The 21,505-nt window shown below is 44.3% G+C and carries 24 protein-coding genes; all 24 read right to left on the reverse strand.

Annotated elements, in window-relative coordinates; genetic code table 11:
• Positions 1–120 precede the first annotated feature (120 nt).
• The 24 genes from J7E26_RS14135 to J7E26_RS14250 all read right to left on the reverse strand — a co-directional run bounded on the left by J7E26_RS14135 (position 121) and on the right by J7E26_RS14250 (position 21,475).
• Complete coding sequence (locus tag J7E26_RS14135) at positions 121–507, reverse strand: S1 domain-containing RNA-binding protein (RefSeq protein ID WP_004264630.1); 387 nt, start codon at positions 505–507, stop codon at positions 121–123.
• Positions 508–587: 80 nt separating this feature from the next.
• Entirely contained in the window at positions 588–965 is a 378-nt protein-coding gene (gene divIC / locus J7E26_RS14140; RefSeq protein WP_214804065.1) for a cell division protein DivIC, read from the reverse strand.
• Between the two features lie 17 nt (positions 966–982).
• Complete coding sequence (yabQ, locus tag J7E26_RS14145) at positions 983–1,618, reverse strand: spore cortex biosynthesis protein YabQ (RefSeq protein WP_214813580.1); 636 nt, start codon at positions 1,616–1,618, stop codon at positions 983–985.
• Positions 1,615–1,917, reverse strand: coding sequence for a sporulation protein YabP (gene yabP, locus J7E26_RS14150; RefSeq protein ID WP_004264638.1), 303 nt, complete (start codon positions 1,915–1,917; stop codon positions 1,615–1,617). The genes yabQ and yabP overlap by 4 nt, the downstream gene beginning before the upstream one ends.
• 78 nt (positions 1,918–1,995) lie before the next feature.
• Positions 1,996–2,256: an RNA-binding S4 domain-containing protein gene (locus J7E26_RS14155; protein ID WP_061521564.1), complete on the reverse strand. Its 261-nt coding sequence runs from the start codon at positions 2,254–2,256 to the stop codon at positions 1,996–1,998.
• Between the two features lies 1 nt (position 2,257).
• Positions 2,258–3,733 carry a bifunctional methyltransferase/pyrophosphohydrolase YabN gene (gene yabN / locus J7E26_RS14160; protein WP_214813583.1) on the reverse strand — a complete coding sequence of 492 codons (1,476 nt, stop codon included), beginning with the start codon at positions 3,731–3,733 and terminating at the stop codon, positions 2,258–2,260.
• Complete coding sequence (locus tag J7E26_RS14165) at positions 3,723–5,303, reverse strand: putative polysaccharide biosynthesis protein (protein ID WP_214813585.1); 1,581 nt, start codon at positions 5,301–5,303, stop codon at positions 3,723–3,725. Before J7E26_RS14165 ends, yabN begins: the two co-directional genes overlap by 11 nt.
• A 162-nt stretch (positions 5,304–5,465) precedes the next feature.
• Positions 5,466–6,002: a stage V sporulation protein T gene (gene spoVT / locus J7E26_RS14170; protein WP_214804061.1), complete on the reverse strand. Its 537-nt coding sequence runs from the start codon at positions 6,000–6,002 to the stop codon at positions 5,466–5,468.
• Positions 6,003–6,138: 136 nt separating this feature from the next.
• Positions 6,139–9,672, reverse strand: a complete 3,534-nt coding sequence (mfd, locus tag J7E26_RS14175) for a transcription-repair coupling factor (protein WP_214813587.1) — start codon at positions 9,670–9,672, stop codon at positions 6,139–6,141.
• 70 nt (positions 9,673–9,742) lie between these two features.
• Positions 9,743–9,973: an anti-sigma-F factor Fin gene (gene fin, locus J7E26_RS14180; RefSeq protein ID WP_214804059.1), complete on the reverse strand. Its 231-nt coding sequence runs from the start codon at positions 9,971–9,973 to the stop codon at positions 9,743–9,745.
• A 60-nt stretch (positions 9,974–10,033) separates the two neighbouring features.
• Positions 10,034–10,600: an aminoacyl-tRNA hydrolase gene (pth, locus tag J7E26_RS14185; RefSeq protein WP_061521558.1), complete on the reverse strand. Its 567-nt coding sequence runs from the start codon at positions 10,598–10,600 to the stop codon at positions 10,034–10,036.
• Positions 10,601–10,686: 86 nt separating this feature from the next.
• A complete protein-coding gene (locus J7E26_RS14190; RefSeq protein WP_214804058.1) occupies positions 10,687–11,295 on the reverse strand; it encodes a 50S ribosomal protein L25/general stress protein Ctc in 609 nt (202 codons plus the stop codon).
• An 84-nt stretch (positions 11,296–11,379) separates the two neighbouring features.
• On the reverse strand, positions 11,380–12,333 hold the full coding sequence (locus J7E26_RS14195; protein ID WP_214804057.1) for a ribose-phosphate diphosphokinase: 954 nt from the start codon (positions 12,331–12,333) through the stop codon (positions 11,380–11,382).
• Between the two features lie 21 nt (positions 12,334–12,354).
• Positions 12,355–13,725 (reverse strand): bifunctional UDP-N-acetylglucosamine diphosphorylase/glucosamine-1-phosphate N-acetyltransferase GlmU, encoded by a 1,371-nt coding sequence (gene glmU / locus J7E26_RS14200; protein ID WP_214804056.1) that lies wholly within the window; start codon positions 13,723–13,725, stop codon positions 12,355–12,357.
• A 190-nt stretch (positions 13,726–13,915) separates the two neighbouring features.
• The gene (spoVG, locus tag J7E26_RS14205) at positions 13,916–14,209 is read right to left on the reverse strand and encodes a septation regulator SpoVG (RefSeq protein WP_004264660.1); all 294 of its coding nucleotides are present in this window, start codon (positions 14,207–14,209) and stop codon (positions 13,916–13,918) included.
• A gap of 197 nt (positions 14,210–14,406) precedes the next feature.
• Positions 14,407–14,784, reverse strand: coding sequence for a 2-iminobutanoate/2-iminopropanoate deaminase (ridA, locus tag J7E26_RS14210; RefSeq protein ID WP_214804055.1), 378 nt, complete (start codon positions 14,782–14,784; stop codon positions 14,407–14,409).
• Positions 14,781–15,638 (reverse strand): pur operon repressor, encoded by an 858-nt coding sequence (gene purR, locus J7E26_RS14215; protein WP_214804054.1) that lies wholly within the window; start codon positions 15,636–15,638, stop codon positions 14,781–14,783. The genes ridA and purR overlap by 4 nt, the downstream gene beginning before the upstream one ends.
• Positions 15,639–15,693: 55 nt before the next feature.
• Positions 15,694–16,563: a 4-(cytidine 5'-diphospho)-2-C-methyl-D-erythritol kinase gene (ispE, locus tag J7E26_RS14220; RefSeq protein ID WP_214804084.1), complete on the reverse strand. Its 870-nt coding sequence runs from the start codon at positions 16,561–16,563 to the stop codon at positions 15,694–15,696.
• Between the two features lie 144 nt (positions 16,564–16,707).
• A complete protein-coding gene (locus J7E26_RS14225) occupies positions 16,708–16,896 on the reverse strand; it encodes a small, acid-soluble spore protein, alpha/beta type (RefSeq protein ID WP_011996172.1) in 189 nt (62 codons plus the stop codon).
• A gap of 164 nt (positions 16,897–17,060) precedes the next feature.
• Positions 17,061–17,321 carry a biofilm formation stimulator Veg gene (veg, locus tag J7E26_RS14230; protein WP_024123616.1) on the reverse strand — a complete coding sequence of 87 codons (261 nt, stop codon included), beginning with the start codon at positions 17,319–17,321 and terminating at the stop codon, positions 17,061–17,063.
• A gap of 212 nt (positions 17,322–17,533) precedes the next feature.
• On the reverse strand, positions 17,534–18,406 hold the full coding sequence (gene yabG, locus J7E26_RS14235; protein WP_214804053.1) for a sporulation peptidase YabG: 873 nt from the start codon (positions 18,404–18,406) through the stop codon (positions 17,534–17,536).
• 173 nt (positions 18,407–18,579) lie between these two features.
• Positions 18,580–19,461: a 16S rRNA (adenine(1518)-N(6)/adenine(1519)-N(6))-dimethyltransferase RsmA gene (gene rsmA / locus J7E26_RS14240; RefSeq protein WP_214804052.1), complete on the reverse strand. Its 882-nt coding sequence runs from the start codon at positions 19,459–19,461 to the stop codon at positions 18,580–18,582.
• Complete coding sequence (gene rnmV, locus J7E26_RS14245; RefSeq protein WP_214804051.1) at positions 19,451–20,014, reverse strand: ribonuclease M5; 564 nt, start codon at positions 20,012–20,014, stop codon at positions 19,451–19,453. The genes rsmA and rnmV overlap by 11 nt, the downstream gene beginning before the upstream one ends.
• A gap of 135 nt (positions 20,015–20,149) precedes the next feature.
• The gene (locus J7E26_RS14250; protein ID WP_214804083.1) at positions 20,150–21,475 is read right to left on the reverse strand and encodes a resuscitation-promoting factor; all 1,326 of its coding nucleotides are present in this window, start codon (positions 21,473–21,475) and stop codon (positions 20,150–20,152) included.
• Between the last annotated feature and the right edge of the window lie 30 nt (positions 21,476–21,505).

The raw sequence follows: 21,505 nt of genomic DNA on the forward strand, positions 1-21,505 counted from the left end.
TTCTTAATTCCGTCAACAGAAAGTTTAAAGTTTTAATTTTCTGACTACAAAAAGAAGCATACAAAAAAAAGCACCCGCTGGGATAGACGGATGCCCCATGTATTTATAGAAAGCAGCAAGTTATCCTCTTCTTGCTCCGCGCCCTCCACGTTTTGATTCCGTGTTTCGTTTTAAAGATGATAAGCGGTCTTCGCTATCTTTAAGAAACTTGTTCATTTTCTGTTCAAAAGATTCTTTCGGACGGAAATCATTTCTAGGTCTGGCTTGCGGACGGTCTTTAGCTTTTTTAATTGATAAACCAATTTTCCCGTCTTTTTCAACGTTGATGACTTTCACTTCAACTTGATCGCCGACTTTTAAATGTTCGTTAATGTCTTTGACATAATTATCGGCTACCTCACTGATATGAACGAGACCGGTTGAGCCTCCAGGCAATTCAACAAACGCTCCGAAATTTGTAATACCTGTTATTTTCCCTTGCAACTTGCTGCCAACTTCAATCGACATAAAAAAAGTGCTCCTCCTTAGGCTTATAAAAAGATCGTTTGTTTAATTATACCTAAATAAAAATTTAAGTGTCAACAAGGCTACTTGCTCTTCTTCTCTACATTGAAGAGAATTTCACCATTTCCTGACATAAACAAGTCTCTTCTGGCAAGCTCTGTGACGTAATCCTCATCCTTTAATTTGGTAATTTCATCTTTTAAATCTGCTTGTTTTGTATTCAAACCTTTGATTTCTTTTTCAAGCTGTGCTTTCTTTTCTTCGTTTGCGCTAAGGGAAGAGGTTTGTGACCACAGAGAACCCGCTAACACAATAGCCGTTAACAACACAAGGGCACCAAATACAATCAACCGTCTGAAAAGCCCTTTTCGCCTTCTTTTCATGAGCTGAGATTGCCGCTCTACCTGCTCTTTATAGTCATTTTGAATTTCAGTTATTGTTCGTTCCCTAGATAGATTCAAACCAGACGGTCCTCCTTTCACCTTTTCAAAATACGTATAATGGTCGATCTGATTGTTATGAATAGTTTCTTGCTCTGTTTTAAAAATCCTGCACCCTTTTGAAAATATCGTTTGAAAGTAAGACGCCACTTTTCAGGAAGAAGTTTCAATATTTGTTTTAACAGAAAATACAGCGGATACAGCAAGAACTTCATGATCCTATAAAGACATAATACGAAAAAAGCAATCATTCGGTAAGAGTATAAAGAAATAAACACAACCAGTCCGATCACCAGCTTGAACAGCCCGACGACCGGACGAAACAGCACATGCTGAATGAGCTTTTTGACAAATTGATAAAAAGAAACCACAAGATGAATGGTGAATTTCAGTATTTTTATATACATTCGTTTACAAAGGCTTTGGTACGTCGCAACGCCCAATAATACAGCTAAGAAAATGTATATCCGGAGTTCTCCCTCATTTACATTGAGCAGCACGTAGAAAAACAGCAGCCCTTGTACAATCCAAAAAAGAATATCGTGGATGAATAACAGCCATCTGGCTGTTTTGGCGCGAATGACAAAAAGCCTGTATGTATCAAGTGACGCTCCGAGCCAGGCGCCCATACCGGCCATTGCCAGCATTGTATAAAATTGTGTCGTCAGCGTCATTTAAACAACTTGCTAAAAAATCCTTTAGCTTTATCCCCTTGCTGCTCGTCTAAATATACAAGGTCAAACACCCTGCCTTTTATGGACACAATTCCCTTTTCCACATCAAGATTTTTCATTTGCAGATTCTCGCCTCTGACCGAAAGCATCCCCATAACCGTTTCCAGCAAAAACTCTTCGTTATCAAAACTTTCCACATGCTTGACGCCCGAAATGTCTAAATGCTTTCTGCCTTTCATTGTCACGTCATGCTGTTCCGGAACAGAAGAAGAACCTTTTTGCTCATAATATGAATTCATCTATTCAGCCCCCATATCCTCGATACTTTTAGCATTATTACTGCATTGTATGAGGCTGGGGCTTGGTTTAGAACAAGCCTATTCGCCGAGTTTTTCTTCTTTGACGATCGTGTACATGCCTGCGGCTTCCTCTTTTTTCGTCGTTTCTTTCAGCTCGTTCACTTTTACAGTGACAAGCTTTTGACCGAAACGGACCTTCAGTTCGTCTCCCGCTTTTACGTCAGAGCTGGCTTTCGCCTGATTTCCATTAATGGTGATTCTCCCCTGATCGGCAACTTCTTTTGCCAATGTGCGGCGTTTAATTAATCTGGATACTTTTAAAAATTTATCGAGTCTCATACTAGGATCTCCTCTCCGTTTCTTTTGCCTCATTCCACAGTTTGTCCATATCCTCAAGTGACATATCTGTCAGTTCCAGCCCCTTTGATGCGGCTGTGTTTTCAATATAAGCAAACCGCCTGCGGAATTTGCCGTTTGTCATCGCAAGCGCTTCTTCTGGTTCAATTTTATAGTATCGGCCGACATTGACCAATGCAAATAAAACATCACCGAATTCAGCTTTCAGGCTCAGTCCGTCCGAAGTTTCATCGGAAGCCTCAGCAGAAAATTCCTTGATCTCTTCATTCACTTTGTCCCACATTTCTTGAACCTGATCCCAGTCAAATCCGACTTTTGCCGCCTTTTTCTGAAGCTTGGCGGCTTTTGAGAGAGCAGGCAGGGTTTTCGGTACGGAATCCAGCAATGACGCGGAAGTTGTTTGTTTTTCTGCCTTTTTGATTTCTTCCCAATTGGCGACGACATCATGTTCATCCCGAACCTTAACATCTTTAAACACGTGCGGGTGCCTTCTGACCATTTTCTCGCTGATGTCTCTGAGGACATCATCAATTGAAAAATATCCCTCGTCTTCTCCGATTTGGGCGTGCAGCATGACCTGAAGCAATACGTCCCCAAGTTCTTCTATGATATGATCCGTGTCTTCTTCGTCAATGGCCTCAAGCAGCTCGTAGCATTCCTCGATCATATATTGTTTTAAAGACTGATGTGTCTGCTTTTGATCCCACGGGCAGCCGTTCGGCCCGCGAAGCTCTCGGATAATTCTTCGGAATGCAGAGAATTCTTGGTAAAGGAGTTCCTCTTTTTTAATCGGCGGAACGTACACACTTGTTAAATTATTTATGCCGACACTGCGGTCAAGCTCATATAAAGGAACCTTTCTTATATCCTCTTCCTTGCTTCCCGCCGCGGTCACGATCACCACTTCATAGTCATCTGGCAGCTTCTCCATCAGCGTCAGCTTCACATCTGAGGCGGTCATTTGGTCATATACCTGACAAATAATCAGATGATGACGCAGCTCAAGCTCATCTGGACTCATCGTTGCCGCATCTGCAAATTGAAGCCCCTCAATCGGGTCAATACGCAACGCGTTAAATGTCGCATCCAGAAAGCTTTGTCCTCCGGCGGTGTGTACGGTTATCTGTTTTTCTTCTTGCCGTTCAAATAACAGCTGAACTGTTTTCTCCGCAACGAACGGATGGCCCGGGACTGCGTAGACGACATCTTCATGCTTCACTTTTTCAAAAAGAATGTCCGTGATCTCTTCGTAAACGGCTTCGAATTGATCGTGTTTTTCATAAATCTCATCAAAGAAATAGATTTGGGCCTCGGTCTCTCGCTCTAATTCTTTTACTAAAGGGTGGTCTTTCGTTCTCAGATAAAGAGCCTCCGCCTGAGTCAGCAGCTTATGTACGCCAACTGTTAACTGGTCCATGTCTCCGGCGCCAAGACCGACGACTGTAATGTTACCTGCCATGTTTTTCTCTCCTCGTTTTCAATTTGCTTAATGTATTGCCAAAAGGAACGCTGCTCAGCTCTTCGTCCGTAAAGATCTTCATTCTTATCATACAATAGATAAACAAAAGCCCCCCGATTGCTGATGCCGATAGGCTTTCACAGACCGCTCCACCCCTGCTGACGGAAACAATACTCTGCCAGAGTTTCAAATAGACGAGCAGTAAGACTATCATCAACAGACCGCACCACAGCAGCCTGGCAATAACGCCGCCTATTTTGGTCAGCCAGCCTTTTTTCCAAATCCGATGCAGATTGAGGCCCGCAACGGCGGCAAATGCCAGAACGGTCGCAAGCGCCGCTCCTGCAATACCCCAGCTTGGGACAAATAAAACATTCAGCAGCCATTTCAGCACCCCTCCTGCACAGACTGATACCGCAGGAAAAATGGTATGTCCCGCCCCTTGAAGAATAGCGGCGGCTGTCAGCGCGATTGATGCAAAAAAGATGGACAAGCTGAAAATTTGTAAGGCCGCCGTTCCCTCGCTGTTCTGAAACAGCATAATATTAACCGGTTCTAGAATACAAAAGAGACCAGCTGAAGCCCCGATTCCCACTGCAAGGCAGAACTTGACGGCCGATGTTGCTTTTTCTGTTATGATAAACGGTTTCTTTTCATTTACCGCTTTTGATATGGATGGAACCAAAGAAGCAGCGATGCTGACGGCAAACACGGTTCCCAGCTGAAGAAGCGGCTGTCCCCGGTCATAAATGCCTTTCAGCCGTTTCGCGCCGCGGCTCTCTGTGCCATCTGACAGCAGTGAATATAAGTTCAGAGCGTCAACAAGCTGAATCAAAAGCAATAATACACTGCTGACGCAAATGGTGATGGAATACAGCAGCAGCTTTTTTACAATGACGCCTGTTCCGATGTCGCCGCTGTCCCTCTTTGTGTTTTTTCTTTTGCACCAAAAAATACCCAATACACATAGCGCTGCGAAGCCTCCGGCAATTGATCCCGAGGCTGCTCCCGCTCCCGCCGCGTACAGTGAGTGACCTTTTTTCAGCAGCCAGAAGGACAAGCCGAGAAGCACCGCAACACGCAGCAGCTGTTCTGTAATCTGTGATAAGGCTGACGGCAGCATATCGTGCACACCTTGGAAATAGCCCCGCAAAAGCGCAGTAAACGGAAACAGCAAAAAAGCAAATGATGCGACGCGTATCAGCATCACAAGACGGGCGTCACCCATAAAATCGGCTAACGGCGCCGCCCCCGCATACATCAATGTAAAAAGAATGATTCCCGCTCCCAAGACATACAGAGCAGAAATTTTCAGTATTTTTTGTCTATGATCGCTATAGTCATTCATTAATTTTGATATGATCACCGGAAAACCGGATGTTGAAAGCATGACTGCGATACCCAAAAACGGGTATACCTGCTGATAAATGTAAAATCCGACGTCACCGACAATATTTTGAAAAGGGACTCTGTACACGGCGCTCAATATTTTTGTAACGATGCCCGCAATGACCAGTACAAAAGCACCCTGCCATGCCCATTGCCGTTTGGCTCCAACTGAATCGTTCATCCAAAAGCTCCTTCCAGCCGCAAAAAAATACGAACTATAAAAACGAGCTTATTATATCACAATCTAACGGCGGAACCGATTTCAGATCACATATGAAAAAGAACAGCACATGTTCCTGAGCTGTTCTTTCCCCGTTGCTTATTTCAATAATGGTAATAAGGCCTACTGTTCCATCTGTCTGGCCAAAAAACTGGCTGCCGTTTCAACCGCTTTATGCTCGACTTCGCCTAAGGCTTGTTCTTTTGAAAAAATGACTACCGCTCCGATGGGATCGCCATTTGCTACGATAGGAGCTATGGTATAAGAGCTCATGTCTTCATCAATGTCATTCACAAGCTGCGCCGATTTCACGTCGCTCTCTATTACGGAGCTGCGCTGATCCATCGTTTTCTCCAGCAGGTCACTGACTGCTTTGTTTAAAAATTCTTTTTTCGAGCTGCCTGAGACGGCAATATATGCGTCACGGTCGCAAATCAAAACGGAATGGCCGAGACTGTCATAAAGCGCGTCTGCATATTCCTTCGCAAAATCACCCAGCTCACTGATTGGAGAATACTTTTTCAGAATAACTTCTCCGTCGCGGTCAACAAATATCTCAAGCGGGTCTCCTTCCCTGATTCGCAATGTTCTCCGAATTTCTTTAGGGATGACGACCCGTCCCAGATCATCAATACGACGTACGATACCTGTAGCTTTCATCTCTCTGGTGCCTCTCTTTCATGTGATGATATTTAAGGGAAAGTACTAAAGCTTTCTACTTTATGTAGCTTCCGCCACTCGCTTGAAATTAGTATCCGTCACATCAAATGTAATATACACCAGAGAGTAACAATTTTTATGAAGATGCGATTGTTTGTTTTTTCACGTCTTGCAGGCCTTTCAGCATGCCGAGCACGGTATCCAGCCACTCTTCCGTTTTGCGGCCTTTTGTCTGCACTGAGATTTTCAGTTTTTTCCCTTCCATTCCCAGTCCGATTTGTCTGCCGTATTTATTGCCGAGCTCGAATAGTTTTTGTCCGTCAATTTCTGCACTGGCTTCTTCAGAAATGGTAAATCTGACTGCGTCTTTATCCTGCTTAATGAGTTCGACGCGTTCATACTTTCCGTACACCTTCATCTCAGCGACTGTAAACAGGAGTTCCACTTCTTTCGGATAGCTGCCGAACCGGTCGATCATTTCGTCTTGAAGCTCGTTTTTCTCCTCAATTGTCGCGATTGATCTAAAGCGCTTATACATATCGATCTTCTGTTTGCCGTCTTGGATATAGTTCTCGGGAATGTAAGCGTCAAGTTCGATGTCGATTTCCGTTTCGAACTGCTCGCTTCTCGGCGTATCGCCTTTTCGCTCTTCAATTGCTTCTTTCAGCATTTGGGAATACAAGTCAAATCCGACTGAATCGATAAAGCCGTGCTGCTGGGCGCCGAGAAGATTCCCCGCTCCCCTGATCGTCAAGTCGCGCATGGCAATTTTGAATCCTGAGCCAAGCTCCGTAAATTCTTTAATCGCTTGAAGCCGTTTTTCCGCCACTTCAGTAAGCACTTTGTCTCTGCGGTACGTGAAATACGCATAAGCGACCCGATTAGAGCGTCCGACCCGTCCTCTGAGCTGATACAGCTGAGAGAGCCCCATTTTATCGCCGTCAAACACAATCAAAGTATTGACGTTTGGAATATCTACGCCTGTTTCAATGATGGTCGTGCTGACCAAAACATCCGATTCCCCTTCGAGAAAATTAAGCATGACGCTTTCCAATTCATTTTCGGTCATTTTCCCGTGGGCATATGCCACCTTCGCATCAGGAACAAGCATGGAAATCTCATCAGCTTTCCGCTCAATATCATCAACACGGTTGTACAAGAAATAAACTTGCCCTCCGCGCGCCAGCTCCCTCTCAATCGCTTCCCTTACAAGCGCGCCGTTGTATTCAACCACATACGTCTGTACAGGGAAACGGTTTTCAGGCGGTGTCTCAATGACAGATAAGTCCCTTACCCCCAGCATGGACATATGAAGTGTACGCGGGATAGGTGTCGCTGTAAGTGTTAATACATCGACATTGGCTTTGATCTGTTTGATTTTTTCCTTATGTGTGACACCGAATCGCTGCTCCTCATCAATAATGAGCAGACCGAGATCCTTGTAGACAACATCCTTTGATAAGAGCCTGTGGGTTCCGATGACGATATCAACCGTTCCGTTTTTCAGACCCTTGATCGTTTCATTCGCTTCTTTTCTCGTTCTGAATCTGCTGAGAAGGCCGATATTGATCGGGTAGTCCTGAAATCTTTCCATAATGGTTTCGTAATGCTGTTGAGCCAGTATGGTTGTCGGCACGAGCAGTGCTACCTGCTTCCCGTCGGCAATCGCTTTAAATGCGGCACGGATGGCTACCTCTGTTTTCCCGTAACCGACGTCGCCGCAAAGCAAGCGATCCATCGGGCGCTCTCTTTCCATATCCTTTTTGATTTCCTGAATGGAGCGGAGCTGATCTTCCGTTTCCTGATAAGAGAAAGCAGACTCGAACTGCCGCTGCATTTCGTGATCAGGAGAGAAAGCGTAGCCTTTGCTTGCTTCCCGTTCCGCATATAGCTTAATTAAATCGTCGGCAATGTCCTGAACGGATGTTTCGACTTTTTTCTTCACCCGTTTCCATTCGCTGCCGCCGAGCTTATAGAGCTTCGGTTCTTTGCCTTCTGATCCGACATATTTCTGAACCTGGTCAATCTGTTCTACCGGCACATACAGCTTATCGCTGCCCTGGTAATGGATGTTCAGATAATCTTTATGAATCCCTTTGATTTCAAGCGTTTCAATGCCTAAATACTTACCGATTCCGTGGTTGATGTGGACGACGTAGTCTCCAACCTGCAGTTCAGAATAGCTTTTGATCCGCTCTGCATTTGTCAGCTTCTGTTTTCTCGGTTTCTTTTTAATCCGGTTTTTGAACAGTTCTTCCTCCGTGATGACGGCAAGCTTCATCAGCGGCAATTCAAAGCCTGATTGCAGCTCGCCCTCCATCACATAAACCTGTCCTTGGACAAGTGCTTTAGTACTGTCCGTTTTAGCCGCTTCAATTTCATAATCAGCCAGCACGGAAGCCAATCTGTCTGTTCTGTCTTTATTTGCTCCTAAAAAGACGACAGTAAAGCCCGATTTCTTAAAGCGTTCTATTTCACCGGCGAGCACGTTCATCTGCCCGTGGAAATTCTGCATCTGCCTGCTTGTCACATTCACGATATTCTGCGGGCTTGTATGCTGTACATGACGTAAAAATAACGAAAAGTATAACGTCGGGCGCCGTTTTTCGGACATCAGGTGCTGGAAGCTGAAGGATAAATTGATGTCATGCAGAATTTTCCCTTCCTCCAGCAGATTTGTCATGAACTCGGCCTCTTCTTTTTGCAGCTGCTCCTCCATCTCATGTATGCGGCTGACCTCGTCTAACACTATAAGCGTGTCTGACGGCGTATAATCTAGCAAACTAGCAGGCTTTTCGTAAAAATAAGAGAGATACTTGACCAGCTCTTGATCAGTCTGTCCTGTTGATAATCGCTCTTTATCATGAGAGATATTCATGTGCAGCATCTCTTTTTGTTTGTCCTGCTTCAGCTTTTTCAGACTTTCGGCCAGACCTTGATCCAATTTCTCCATCGCACGGGCTTTTTCTTCCGCTCTGATGATCAGTTCCTTAGCGGGACCGATTGTGACGGTTTTAAGCGTCTCAATTGATCGTTGGTCATCGGAGTTAAAGCTTCTGATGGAGTCAACCTCTGTATCAAACAATTCAATTCTCACCGGGTGCTCAGACGTCAGCGGATAAATGTCGATAATTCCGCCGCGAATACTGAATTCACCGGGTGCAGAAACCATATCGGACCGCTCATACCCCACCTGTACAAGGCGTGCAGAAAGCTGATCCGGCTCTATATCATCTCCGAGGGTAATAACCAATTGACTGTTTTTCCAAAGCTCTTTTGGCGGAAGCATTCTTCTTACGGCAGCGACAGGCGCCACGACAATAGGCGCTCCCCCATTTGTTAATCTATTAATGACATCGAGCCGCTGAGCCCGCAGTTCCGGACTCGCCACCGCGATTTCTGAAGAAATCAGTTCGTTAACGGGGTATAAAAAAACAGACTGGTCCCCGAGAAGCGCCGTCAGGTCTTCCGTCACTTTTTGGGCCTGGTATAAATTATGGGTGATAAAAAAGATCGGCTTTTTCGTTTCCTGGGCCAGGGCGGAGGTAAAAACAGAACGTGCGGAACCTGACAGACCCGCAAGCAGCTGTTCCTTCAGCCCCTCGTGTAAACCGTTAACAATGGAGTTAAAATCATCGCTTTCTTTTATAAAGGTTTGAATATTGTCCATATGGGCCCCTCCTCTCTGTTTTCTGCAAGAACAGAAAAACGCTTTGGTCTAGAATCTACACCAAAGCTTTTTATTGAATAAATGTATGGTGTTCATGATACTGCGGATTACGCTCCAGCGCCTCTTGGCAGTCTTCACAAATTGTAAGAACATGGACATCTCCATTGTCTTTATATGAAATCATATCGTTTCTTTCCTCATTTGTTAAGTGCTGAAATCCAAGTGACTGTGTCGGCACCATCGAATATTCCAGGCTTCCTACTTTATAACCGCAGTGGCGGCAGAAATAATGCAAAGCCATACATTGGACCTCCTGATGTAAAAAATCATTTTTCCCTAGTATGGTCTCCCATTATGTATCTTATACATTTGCATTAAATTCGTTCATGACTTCTAAAAACGGTTTCGTTAAGGACGCATCACAGGCTTTAACTGATTTTGAAATGGCTTCATTGATAAACGGCGCTTCTTCTTTCGAAAAGGCTCCTAACACGTAGTCAACCACTTTCATTCCATTGACGGGACGGCCGATTCCGATTCTGATGCGGTCAAATTCGGGGGTTCCGAGGTGCTGTATCAGGGATTTTATGCCGTTGTGGCCGCCTGCGCTTCCTTTCGTCCGCAGCCGGATTTTACCCGTAGGCAGATCGAGATCATCATAAATGACCTTCAGATCTTCATTCTCCGCTTCATAATAATCCATTAACGGCCGCAAACATTCCCCTGATAAATTCATATATGTAAGCGGTTTAACGAGTAGAACTTTTTTTCCGGAAACAAAGCCCGTTCCGTAAAGCCCGTTGAATTTCGTTTTGTTCAGTTCAATATTCCATTCCTTTGCAAGCTGGTCAATGGCCATAAAGCCGACATTATGTCGTGTATTTTCATAGTTCTTTCCCGGATTTCCCAGACCGGCTATCACAAGCATCGCAAATCCTCCCTTAAAACATGGCTGTAATTCTTCTCATTCTAGCACAAAAGACGTAACCGCGGGCGGGTTACGTCTTAAAGCACTTATTGTTTTTCTCCTTCGGAATCATCCTCAGGCGCTGGTTCTGCATCCTCTTCGAAGGCTTCTTGCTTCGGAGGAAGGATGGACGCCACGACCTCTTCCGGTTCGTTCATGAACGTATAGCTGCCGTCAGCAGTTAGGTCCGCAATTGTCAAAACGTCATTCATCTCAAGTCCCGAAATATCAATATTGATTGTCTGAGGGATGTCTTTCGGCTTAGCCTTAATCGAAAGTTCATGCAGCGGCTGCTGGATGATGCCTCCGTCTTTGACTCCTTTTGCCTCTCCCGTCAGCTGAATCGGCACTTCAGCCTCAAGTTCCTCACTCATATTTACGACTTGAAAATCGGCGTGCGTCAACTCGTTTTTGAGCGGGTCTATCTGAAGATCAGTCACCATGACTGATTGCTGATTTCCGTTGACATCAATTGTAATAATCGCGTTTTTTCCTTCGTCCCGCAATGTTTTACGCAATTCAATACTGTCTAAGGAGACAGGTGTATTCGTTGTTTCTTTACCGTATATAATCCCCGGAACATGTCCTGAATGACGGATTTTCCGAAGCGTCGAACGTTTAAAATCTGTTCTTTCGTTTGCTTTTAAAGTTGCCATATTCAGCACCATCCTATTTATCGTTTTATCGTCCTATTAGAACAATACCCACAATATCCAGGATTTAAACCTTAAAAGATCGGTTTAGCTGAATAAATAGCTTACAGATTGCTTCTCGTGAACTCGGACGATAGCTTCTGCCAACAGAGGTCCGACAGAAAGCTGCTTGAAGCGCTCGATTTTTTTCTCATCAGGAAGCTTAATGCTGTTCGTCACGACAAGCTCCTTGATTTTAGAGTTGTTGATCCGTTCAACGGCAGGGCCTGACAATACAGGATGCGTACAGCAAGCATAAACTTCCGCAGCTCCGTTTTCAACCAGTGCATTTGCGGCAAGTGTAATTGTGCCGGCCGTATCAATGATGTCATCAATCAGAATCGCTGTTTTTCCTTCTACGTTACCGACGATATTCATCACTTCTACCTCGTTCGGTCTAGGACGGCGTTTATCGATAATCGCGATCGGCGCTTTCAGACGGTCCGCAAGTTTACGGGCGCGCGTCACACCGCCGTGGTCAGGAGAAACAATGACGATATCTTTAAGGTCTTTGCCTTCAAAGTAATGGCCTAAAATCGGAACACCCATTAAGTGGTCAATCGGGATATCAAAGAAACCTTGAATTTGCGGCGCGTGTAAATCAAGCGCGATCACACGTGTCGCACCCGCTGTTTCAAGCAGGTTTGCAAAAAGTTTTGCCGTGATCGGTTCACGTGATCTTGCTTTTCTGTCCTGACGTGCATAGCCGTAGTATGGAATGACAATGTTAATCGTTTTTGCAGAAGCGCGTTTCAAAGCGTCAACCATGATTAACAGTTCCATAATGTGCTCGTTGACCGGCGCACTTGTCGACTGAATGATATAGCAATCACAGCCGCGAATGCTTTCTTCTATATTGATTTGGACCTCTCCGTCACTAAATCTTGTAACAGAGCACTTTCCTAATTGAACTCCTACATTATCCGCGATTTCTTTTGCAAGCTCTGGATTTGAATTCAAAGAAAAAATCTTTAAATTCTTATCTCCGTATTGGTTAGACATGGTAAACCTCCGATTTTAGGATTATTTTTTATGAATATTTTTCACATAATCTTCTTTGTTGACTTGTCTCGCTCTGGCGATAGCAAGCGCTTCGCCCGGTACATCTTCTGTTACGGTTGAGCCCGCAGCGACGTACGCGCCTTCTCCTACAGTAACAGGAGCAACCAAATTGGAGTTGCAGCCTATAAAAGCGCTGTCTTCAATTTTCGTTAAATACTTCTTCTTCCCATCATAATTGACCGTGATGGAGCCGCAGCCGAGATTTACATCCTCGCCTACTTCAGCATCACCGACGTAGCTTAAATGGGACGCCTTGCTTCGGTCGCCGAATTGTGTTTTCTTGATTTCCACAAAGTTTCCGATCTTCACTTCATTACCAATTGCCGAATCAGGTCTGATGTGAGCAAATGGTCCGATGTTGACATCATTCCCAACTTTGCTTCGATTGACAACGGACTGTTTAATCAATGTGCGGCTGCCGATTGAGCTGTCCTCTACCTCAGTATGAGGGCCGATGACACATTCTTCACCGATTTCAACTTGTCCATTCAAAACAGTTCCGGGATATATAACTGTATCTTGTCCGATGATGGCTTCAGCTGAGATGTAAGTATTCATCGGATCAATTAAAGTGACTCCGTTTTGCATATGCCGTTTGTTGATCCGCTCTTTCATATACATTTCAGCCTGAGAAAGAGCGACTCTATCATTCACTCCGAGCGTCTCTTGGAAGTTACCAGTCTGGTAAGCGGCAACAGTTTCGCCTTCGTTTTTCAGGATTTCGATGACATCCGGCAGATAATACTCGCCTTGGGCGTTTTCATTCGAAACCTGCTCAATAACACGAAAAAGAGCCTCGTTATCAAAACAGTACGTTCCCGTGTTGATTTCTTTCACAAGACGTTCTTGCTCCGAAGCATCTTTATGCTCCACGATTTTTTGAACGGCGCCGTTTTCATTGCGAATGATTCTGCCGTATCCGGCCGGGTCATCGGCAACGGCTGTCAAGACCGTGGCTTTTGCACCTTTTTTTGTATGTTCCTTCAGCATGGCTTCCATTGTCTCCGCCGTCAGAAGAGGAGTATCGCCGCAAATGACGATCGTGACGCCTTTTTCACCATGAAGAAATGACTTTGCCTGTTTTACAGCGTGAGCCGTTCCGAGCTGTTCTGCTTGGAGGGCATAATCGCTTTTGTGTCCGAGCTGCTTTTTCACATCTTCGGCGCCGTGTCCTACAATGGTGACAAGCTTCGCTAAAGATAATTTCAGAGCTTCGTCAGCAACGTGCTCTACCATAGGCTTTCCGCATACCGGATGAAGGACTTTGTAAAGTTTCGATTTCATTCTCGTTCCTTGTCCGGCAGCTAAAATGACTGCAAACCGCTTATCCATTTAATGGCCTCCAATATCCCTTTTATCCATAGAAAAATATATCCTAAATAGCTGTTGATTTCAAGGAGACATCATAAAGTGCAAGAATTTTCTATGTAATCGCTTTATATTTGAAAAATCAGATATAAAAAAGGACTGCCGGAAAAGGCCGTTTGTCAGCCTTTATCAGCAGTCCTGCATTTTGTTATTTTTAAGAAGCTCCAGCTTCTTCATATTCTAATGCTTCAGAGTCACCCAAACGATGGTACTCATTTAAAACAGCATCCTGGATCTTGCCCCGCGTGCTGGAATTAATAGGATGAGCAATATCGCGGAATTCTCCATCAGGGGTGCGTTTACTCGGCATCGCAACGAAAAGACCATTGTTTCCATCAATCACACGAATATCATGTACGACAAATTCGTGATCCAGCGTGATGGATGCAATCGCTCTCATGCGACCATCGGTATTCACGCGGCGTAATCTTACGTCAGTAACTTCCACAGTAGTTCACCACCTTTTCCCTATATAAAAGCATTAGTCTAACAATTCCACGATTCTTTTTAAAATCCTGCATGTTCCGAAAAGTTTTTTTGAAAATATAGGATATACATACACAAATAGGTGATAAAACATTTTTGGAAATCATATACTGCATAAAAAAAATGATTCCGGAACCCGGAACCACTTTCTAACAATAATTATTTCACTAACGCGATGACTTCGATTTCAACGAGAGCGTCTTTCGGCAGTCTTGCAACTTCCACACAAGACCTTGCCGGCTTATGTACATCAAAATATTGTCCGTACACTTCATTCACATCCGCAAACTGCTCCATATCAGCAATAAACACCGTTGCTTTTACAACCGTCTCAAGAGAAGCGCCTGCTTCTTTCAAAACAGCCTTTAAATTGCTGAACACTTGACGCGTTTGCTCTTTGATATCACCGTTTACCATTTCTCCCTCCGCAGTAAGAGGAATTTGGCCTGAACTGTAAAACATGTTATTTACGATTATTCCTTGTGAATATGGCCCGATTGCCGCCGGCGCGTATTTCGTGTGGATCGCTTTTGTCATTTTTCTGTCTCCCCATTCTTTAAATGCTGTTCTTTAAAAAATCGCAGAAAATTGCCGTTTTGAATCTCAATTGTTTTGTCTTTCATGTTAATGGTTGAAAGAGTGAGCAGTGACATATATTCGTCGACAAGCCGTTCGTTCACTCCCTCAGCTTCAACTAAGACGCCTATCCCCGCCACGTTCGCATTAAATTCATCGAGCAGGTTAATCATGCCGGTAATCGTTCCGCCGGCTTTCATAAAGTCATCGATGATTAATACATTTGAACCCGTTTTCAAACTTCTTTTCGCCAATGACATCGTCTGAATGCGGTTAGACGACCCTGACACATAATTGATGCTCACTGTAGAGCCTTCCGTCACTTTATTATCTTTTCGCACAATCACTACGGGTACATTAAGATAACTGGCCGCTGCGTAAGCAAGAGGGATACCTTTTGTCGCAACGGTCATCACCACATCAATTTCCCGGTCCGCAAAGACGGAAGCAAACAGCTTGCCTACATTCGACAGGACAGAAGGTTTGCCTAAGATATCCGTTAAATATACATAACCGCCCGGAAGGATACGCTCAGGATTCACTAATGACTGTCCCAGCTCCTGTATAAACTCTTCAGCTTCAGCCTGCTTCACTTTCGGGATGTATTTGACGCCTCCGGCAGCTCCCGGCACTGTAAGCAACGTCCCAATGCCTTGCTGTTCAAAGGTTTGTTTAATAATCGTTAAATCTTCACTGATTGATGACTTTGCTGATTGATACCGTTCTGAGAAAAACGTCAACGGTATTAATTCATGCGGATGGGTTAACAAATAATTTGTTAAGTCCACCAATCTGCCGCTGCGACGAAACTTCATGAACTTACCCCCAAAATCCGAATAATTTAAAAATAATATAACTTAATATACGGATTTAATCAAGAGCATTCTGTTCGCCGATCATCCTCACTGCGTAAACCTGATCACAGAAACCTCTTAACCCGTTATAAATCCGCTGCACCTTTGATTCGTATTGAACCAATCCGAATACAGTCGGTCCGCTGCCGCTCATTAACACTGCATCAGCGCCGAAGCGTTTCATTTGATTTTTAATCATGGCGACCTCGGGATGCAGGTTGAGCGTAACAGACTCCAATACGTTTCCTAACTGCCCGCATACCTTTTGGTAGCTTTTTTCTTCAATTGCATCGATCATGGCCTGCACATCGGGATGACGAACCTGTTGTAAGTTTAACCGCCGGTAAACTTCAGCTGTCGATACTCCGATCGTAGGCTTTGCCAGAACGACCCAGCAATGAGGCGGCGCGCTGATATGTTTAATCTTCTCTCCGCGTCCTGTTGCGAGTGCTGTGCCTCCGTACACGCAAAAGGATACGTCTGAACCGATTTCAGCTCCGAGCTCCGCAAGCTCTTCGACGGAAAGCTTTAAATCCCAAAGCTTGTTCAGTCCTCTGAGCGTGGCCGCCGCATCGCTGCTTCCTCCGGCAAGTCCTGCCGCTACCGGAATCACCTTCGTGATCATAATGGAAACGCCCTTTTTGACTTTGTATCTTTCTTTAAGCAGTTTTGCTGCCTGATAAGCCAAATTTCTTTGATCATCGGGAACAAAGCGGTTGTGTGATGCAACCTTTATTGTGTTTTCAGGCAGTTCTGTCAGTTCAATCCGATCTGCCAAATCAATTGTCGTCATGATCATTTCCACTTCATGATAACCATCCGGGCGTTTGTTCGTAACATCGAGGGACAGATTGATTTTGGCCGGCGCTTTTTCTAAAATACGCATAGCTTTCACCTACTTCTCCATCTAAACATAAGTATGAACATTGTATCACATTTGGAGATCAGGAGGTACTTATCCGAAAATGACGCAATTCCCTGACAGTCATATATAAAAACCGGGGAACGGATCGTCCCCCGGGCCACTGCATTATCGGTTATTTTGGTTCTGAGCCGCCATCTGCTGTTCGGCAATTTCGATTGCGCGCTTTACCATATTACCGGCATCACGTGCACGAATGCCTCCCCATCCTTCATTTTTTACCGTATCGTAAAAACCAAGATCTTTAGCCAGCTCATATTTGAACTCATCTGACATAACTCCACGACGTCTGCCCAAACGAAACAACCCCTTTTATAGAAATTGGTTACCATTCGTGCACGCCACGATAAAACATGTGACATCTATAGCTTCCGTTTTAATCGGCAGAAACTTTCGAGGGAATAATTAGAAGAGCAGATTGAAGGCAAAACAAAAAGCAGTAAACAAAAGTTCACTGCCCATTAAAATGCTACTGAGCTTGCCGCATCATCATTAAATGTTAATTCAACAGTCTCAGTCAGAATATCAGCATAACTGTATGAAACTCTTTCAAACGAATTCTCGTCTTGATCTAGTTGTATCACAAAAACAGCAGGGTACGTCTCAGCTAAAATGCCCGAACGCTCAATCGTTTTTCGGCGGCCACCGTTTGCTTTTAACGTAAGCCGTTTACCTAAATTTCCATCAAGCGATCTTTTTATGTCGGACAACGTCTTCGCCATTGCATCCACCTCACTACATTTATTGTACAACAAGAGCCCAATTTTGTCAAATAAAATTTAAATTATATCAACGTTAATAAGCTATTGTCAACAAAATTATTTTGACAAAATTCTATTGATTCTACGTTATTTTTCACAAGTTCCGGTAATTTATGTATCAATATGTAAAATAATTAACCCGCATATCGAACCATATGCGGGTTTTTCTCTTGTTAATTTGATTTATACGGCATACCGACTCTCAGTACGCCCTTCGTTTCAATCCCTCCCATTCCTTTTTCCCTTGTGAGTGTATTTCTCAGGACATCCCAAACATTGATCCGTTCCATAAACGGAGTAAAGCTGATTTTTGCGACAATGTACACCGGATCAAGCGCATGGATATTCACGCGCGACGGCGAGCTTGCAAAATTCGCGCCCGCTCTGATCAAAGATTCGAAATGGGATTGGCAGGCGCCCGCAAAAATCACCAGCTGATCCAAATGAGGCACCTTTTTTCTCGCTTTATGAACGGTGTCGACAAAGTGCTTTGAGTGTCTGTACGCACTTAAATCGTTAATACCGCCTTTATGCTTAGAATAAGCGTCATGACCCGTAATAACTAAAATGTCAGGTCGGTATTTGTCGAGCAATTCATCAATCGATGCCGACATTTTTTTCTCATGGCAATGAATCCCGTAGACCGGCACCCCGATTTTTTTATAAACATTCAGGCACTTTTTCAAATATGCTTCATCGCCATCCAGATGCAATACCTTGCCCGGCATATGAAAGTAGTGCTCCTGATGCTGGTATTGGTTCGTCGCGTAATATTCCTGCTTTTCCCGAAGCAGCTTATAATCCTGGCGGAGCAGCTCGAGAGATTCATTCATCCTGCTTTCATCTTTCTGTTTTCTCATCACCTGTTCGTCTTTTCTCACAGGCTCCAAATCAGAAAAATCAGCATCCGCAATCAATCTGACTTCGTCACCATGCAGGATAGCAATTGAATTTCCTTTGCTTGTTTGCTCTATACCAATAATGCGAAATAAAACATCCATTCGATAGGATTTTCTGGCTACCATATCCCCTATTTGAAATTGCACGTTACCCACTCCACAAATAGACTAAGCCTCATCATGAAAGAAAGCTTTATGAAAAGCACCTCTCTCCGCTGCGGCGCTTGAAGCTTCAAGCTTTTCTTGCAGTTGAATGAATAAGGTTCTTCTCTAGCCTATGTGGCGGCAGTCCAAGTGGTGACGCAAAACAAAAAGCCCTCTTAGAAAAGGGCTTTATACAATCCGTTGGACAGCGCTGCAAACTCTTCAATAGATAAGGCTTCGCCGCGGCGTTTTCCGTCAATGTTTGTTTCTTGAAGGACTTCTTCAATTTGTGATTTTTTCTCTTTTCCGCTAGGAAGATTATTTACAAGGTTGTTCAGCAGTGTTTTACGGCGCTGGGCAAAGCTTGCTTTAATCAGCTGAAAGAAAAACGCTTCATTCTCGACATCAACGGCCGGGCCGTCACGAAGCAGCAGCCTGATGACTGCGGAATCGACATTAGGCTGAGGCACAAACACCGTTTTCGGCACCGTCATTACGGTTTTAGCCTCCGTATAAAACTGAACCGCGATTGAAAGCGATCCGTATTCCTTAGAAGACGGATCAGCGGCCATACGCTCTGCCACCTCTTTTTGAAGCATCACGACAATCCCTTTCAGAGGGAGATGTTCCTCTAAGAGCTTCATAATGATCGGTGTGGTGACGTAATACGGAAGATTTGCCGTCACCATGATTTCATCGCAGTCTTGGAATTGCTCTTCAATGACGGACTTGACGTCCGCCTTCAGAACATCCTGATGAATGATCGTTACGTTATCATACGGAGACAAAGTATCATTAAGAATGGGCAGGAGGCGCTGATCAATTTCAAAAGCGACGACCTTTTTCGCCCGTTTGGCAAGCTGCTCTGTCAGCGCGCCGATACCCGGGCCTATTTCAATGACTCCGGTCCGATCAGTAATTTCGGCATGATCCACGATTCTGTCCAATATATTTGTATCAATTAAGAAATTCTGTCCCAGGCTCTTTTTAAAAGAGAAACCGTACTTTTTCAGGATTTCCTTCGTTCTGATAGGTGTCGCTATATCTTTATTGTTCATTCTGTTCCTCCTGCATCATAGCATCGAGCGCGTCTATAAAATCACTTCTTTTAATTTGAAACATTTGCAGCCGCTTTTGAAGCTGTTTGCCGTTTGTATAGCCGATCTTCAGCATATCGCCCAAACGTTCGCGGCGTTTTTTTGCCGCCGCGCCGCCGATAAGCCCGGCCTGTATTAAATCTTCAGCAGAAATCTCACTCGGCTTTGCCTCCATCTCTTCGTGCACGTTTTCCAGACACGCTCTGATACTCTCTATGGATGCATGCTCAACGCCAATGCCGCGCTTATTTTTGGGCTTGGCAAGATGTTTGGGCAGAAATGCGTGTTTACAGCCGGGCACCGCTTCCGAGATCGTTTTGCGGATTTTTTCACCCGGAAAATCCGGATCCGTCAAAATAATGACGCCTCTTGTCTCCTGCGCTAACCGAATCTGCTTGATGACTTGGTCTCCGATTGCTGATCCGTTCGTCTCGATCGTGTCCGCATCAACGGCAAGTTTAATGCGCGCAGTGTCATCACGTCCCTCGACTACAATTATTTCTTTAATTTTCATTACTTCCTCCAAAGAAAACTTTTTATATCCAAGACGAAACTATTCCTTATGTTTGTCGTCTAATTTACTGAAAATACACTTTATCTATTATAACGAAAAAAACAGAGGGCGCAAAACCCTCTGAATGAATCGTCATCAATTTAAAATTTTAATGGTGACTTGTTTCTTTCCCCAACGGTAAGCTGAAGACTTTTCCGGGAAAAAGACATCAATCCGTTTACCTTTAATGGCTGACCCTGTATCAGCGGCCACTGCATCCCCGTATCCGTCTACGTGGACTTTAGTGCCGAGCGGAATAACGCTTGGGTCTACCGCGATGACTTTGGCATTCGGATTGCTCGTCAGGTTAACGCCTGTAGCCGTATGGCCGGAACAGCCGCTGCAGCTTGCGGTATAAGCAGTGGAAGACACGGTAAGCACTTTACCGGATGATTCATTTTGGCTTGAATCCGCCCTGCTTGGTGCACTTAGCTGCTCAATCTTGGGACTGTGCTGTTTTGTGCCGACAGCGATGATTTGATCTTTGCTTTTTGCAGATGTTTCTTCTTTGACGAGCTTTCTCGATACTTCTTTTCCATTTTCTTTCACAACATGAAAATGTTTTTTGAGCTTGCCTTCTTTTCCTTTTTGAACGATCTTTTCTTTCCCTCTCTCGAGAGACGCGTCTTCTTTTTCTTTCACATGATACGCTATTTTTTCTTCAACTACATCGGTGACTTTTTCGATACGAGTAATCTGTATGCCAGCTTTATCTTTCGTCAATTTTTGATCTAACGCCGGCTTTACTTTATCTTCGTCTTTCGTGTTCATCTTATGCTGTTTTAAAAAGTCAGCGACCGTAGTCGAAGTCGTCCATATTTTCTTCTTCTTGCCTGCATCATTTACAGTGACCTGAAAAGCCGGATCTATCGTGACTTTCATGCCGTTTTCGACTGCTGTATTTGCGGCTGGATCTATTCTATCGTGTTGATTCACAGGTGTATGTTGTTCGTTTAAAAATGCGCCGACTGTTTTTGCCGTTGACCATAAAGTCTTTTCCTCTCCGCCTCTTGTAAGCCGGATCTGTTTTGCAGCTTCATACACGACATTCATGTTGTCTGTCAGTTTCGTTTGCTTAGACGGGGTGACTTGATCTTCATCTCTTGTCTTTATATCCAAAGTTTCCAGAAGTTCCCCGACGGTTCTCGCATGTGTGCGTATATGTTGTTTCTTGCCATTAATCGAAATTGAGACTGATTGTTTTGAGAGCTCATGAGCTCCGTACGCAGTCCCGGTTCCTGTCAACAGCAGAAAAGCAGCGATGAGAATGACCTTACTTTTTCCAAGCTTTACGGAAAACAGTTTTTTCATTTTTTGTGTGATGAAAAACGCCTCCTTCTCCTCGGAGAGATTATATAGAGTATCGAAAATGCTGTCAACCCTCCCATCTTGAAGATCAAAAACCTTCAGCGTATTCCTCATTATGCAAAAACGCAGCAAAAAAAGAAAGAG

The sequence above is a fragment of the Bacillus sp. ISL-51 genome (assembly GCF_018613535.1).
Taxonomy (GTDB): Bacteria; Bacillota; Bacilli; order Bacillales; family Bacillaceae; genus Bacillus.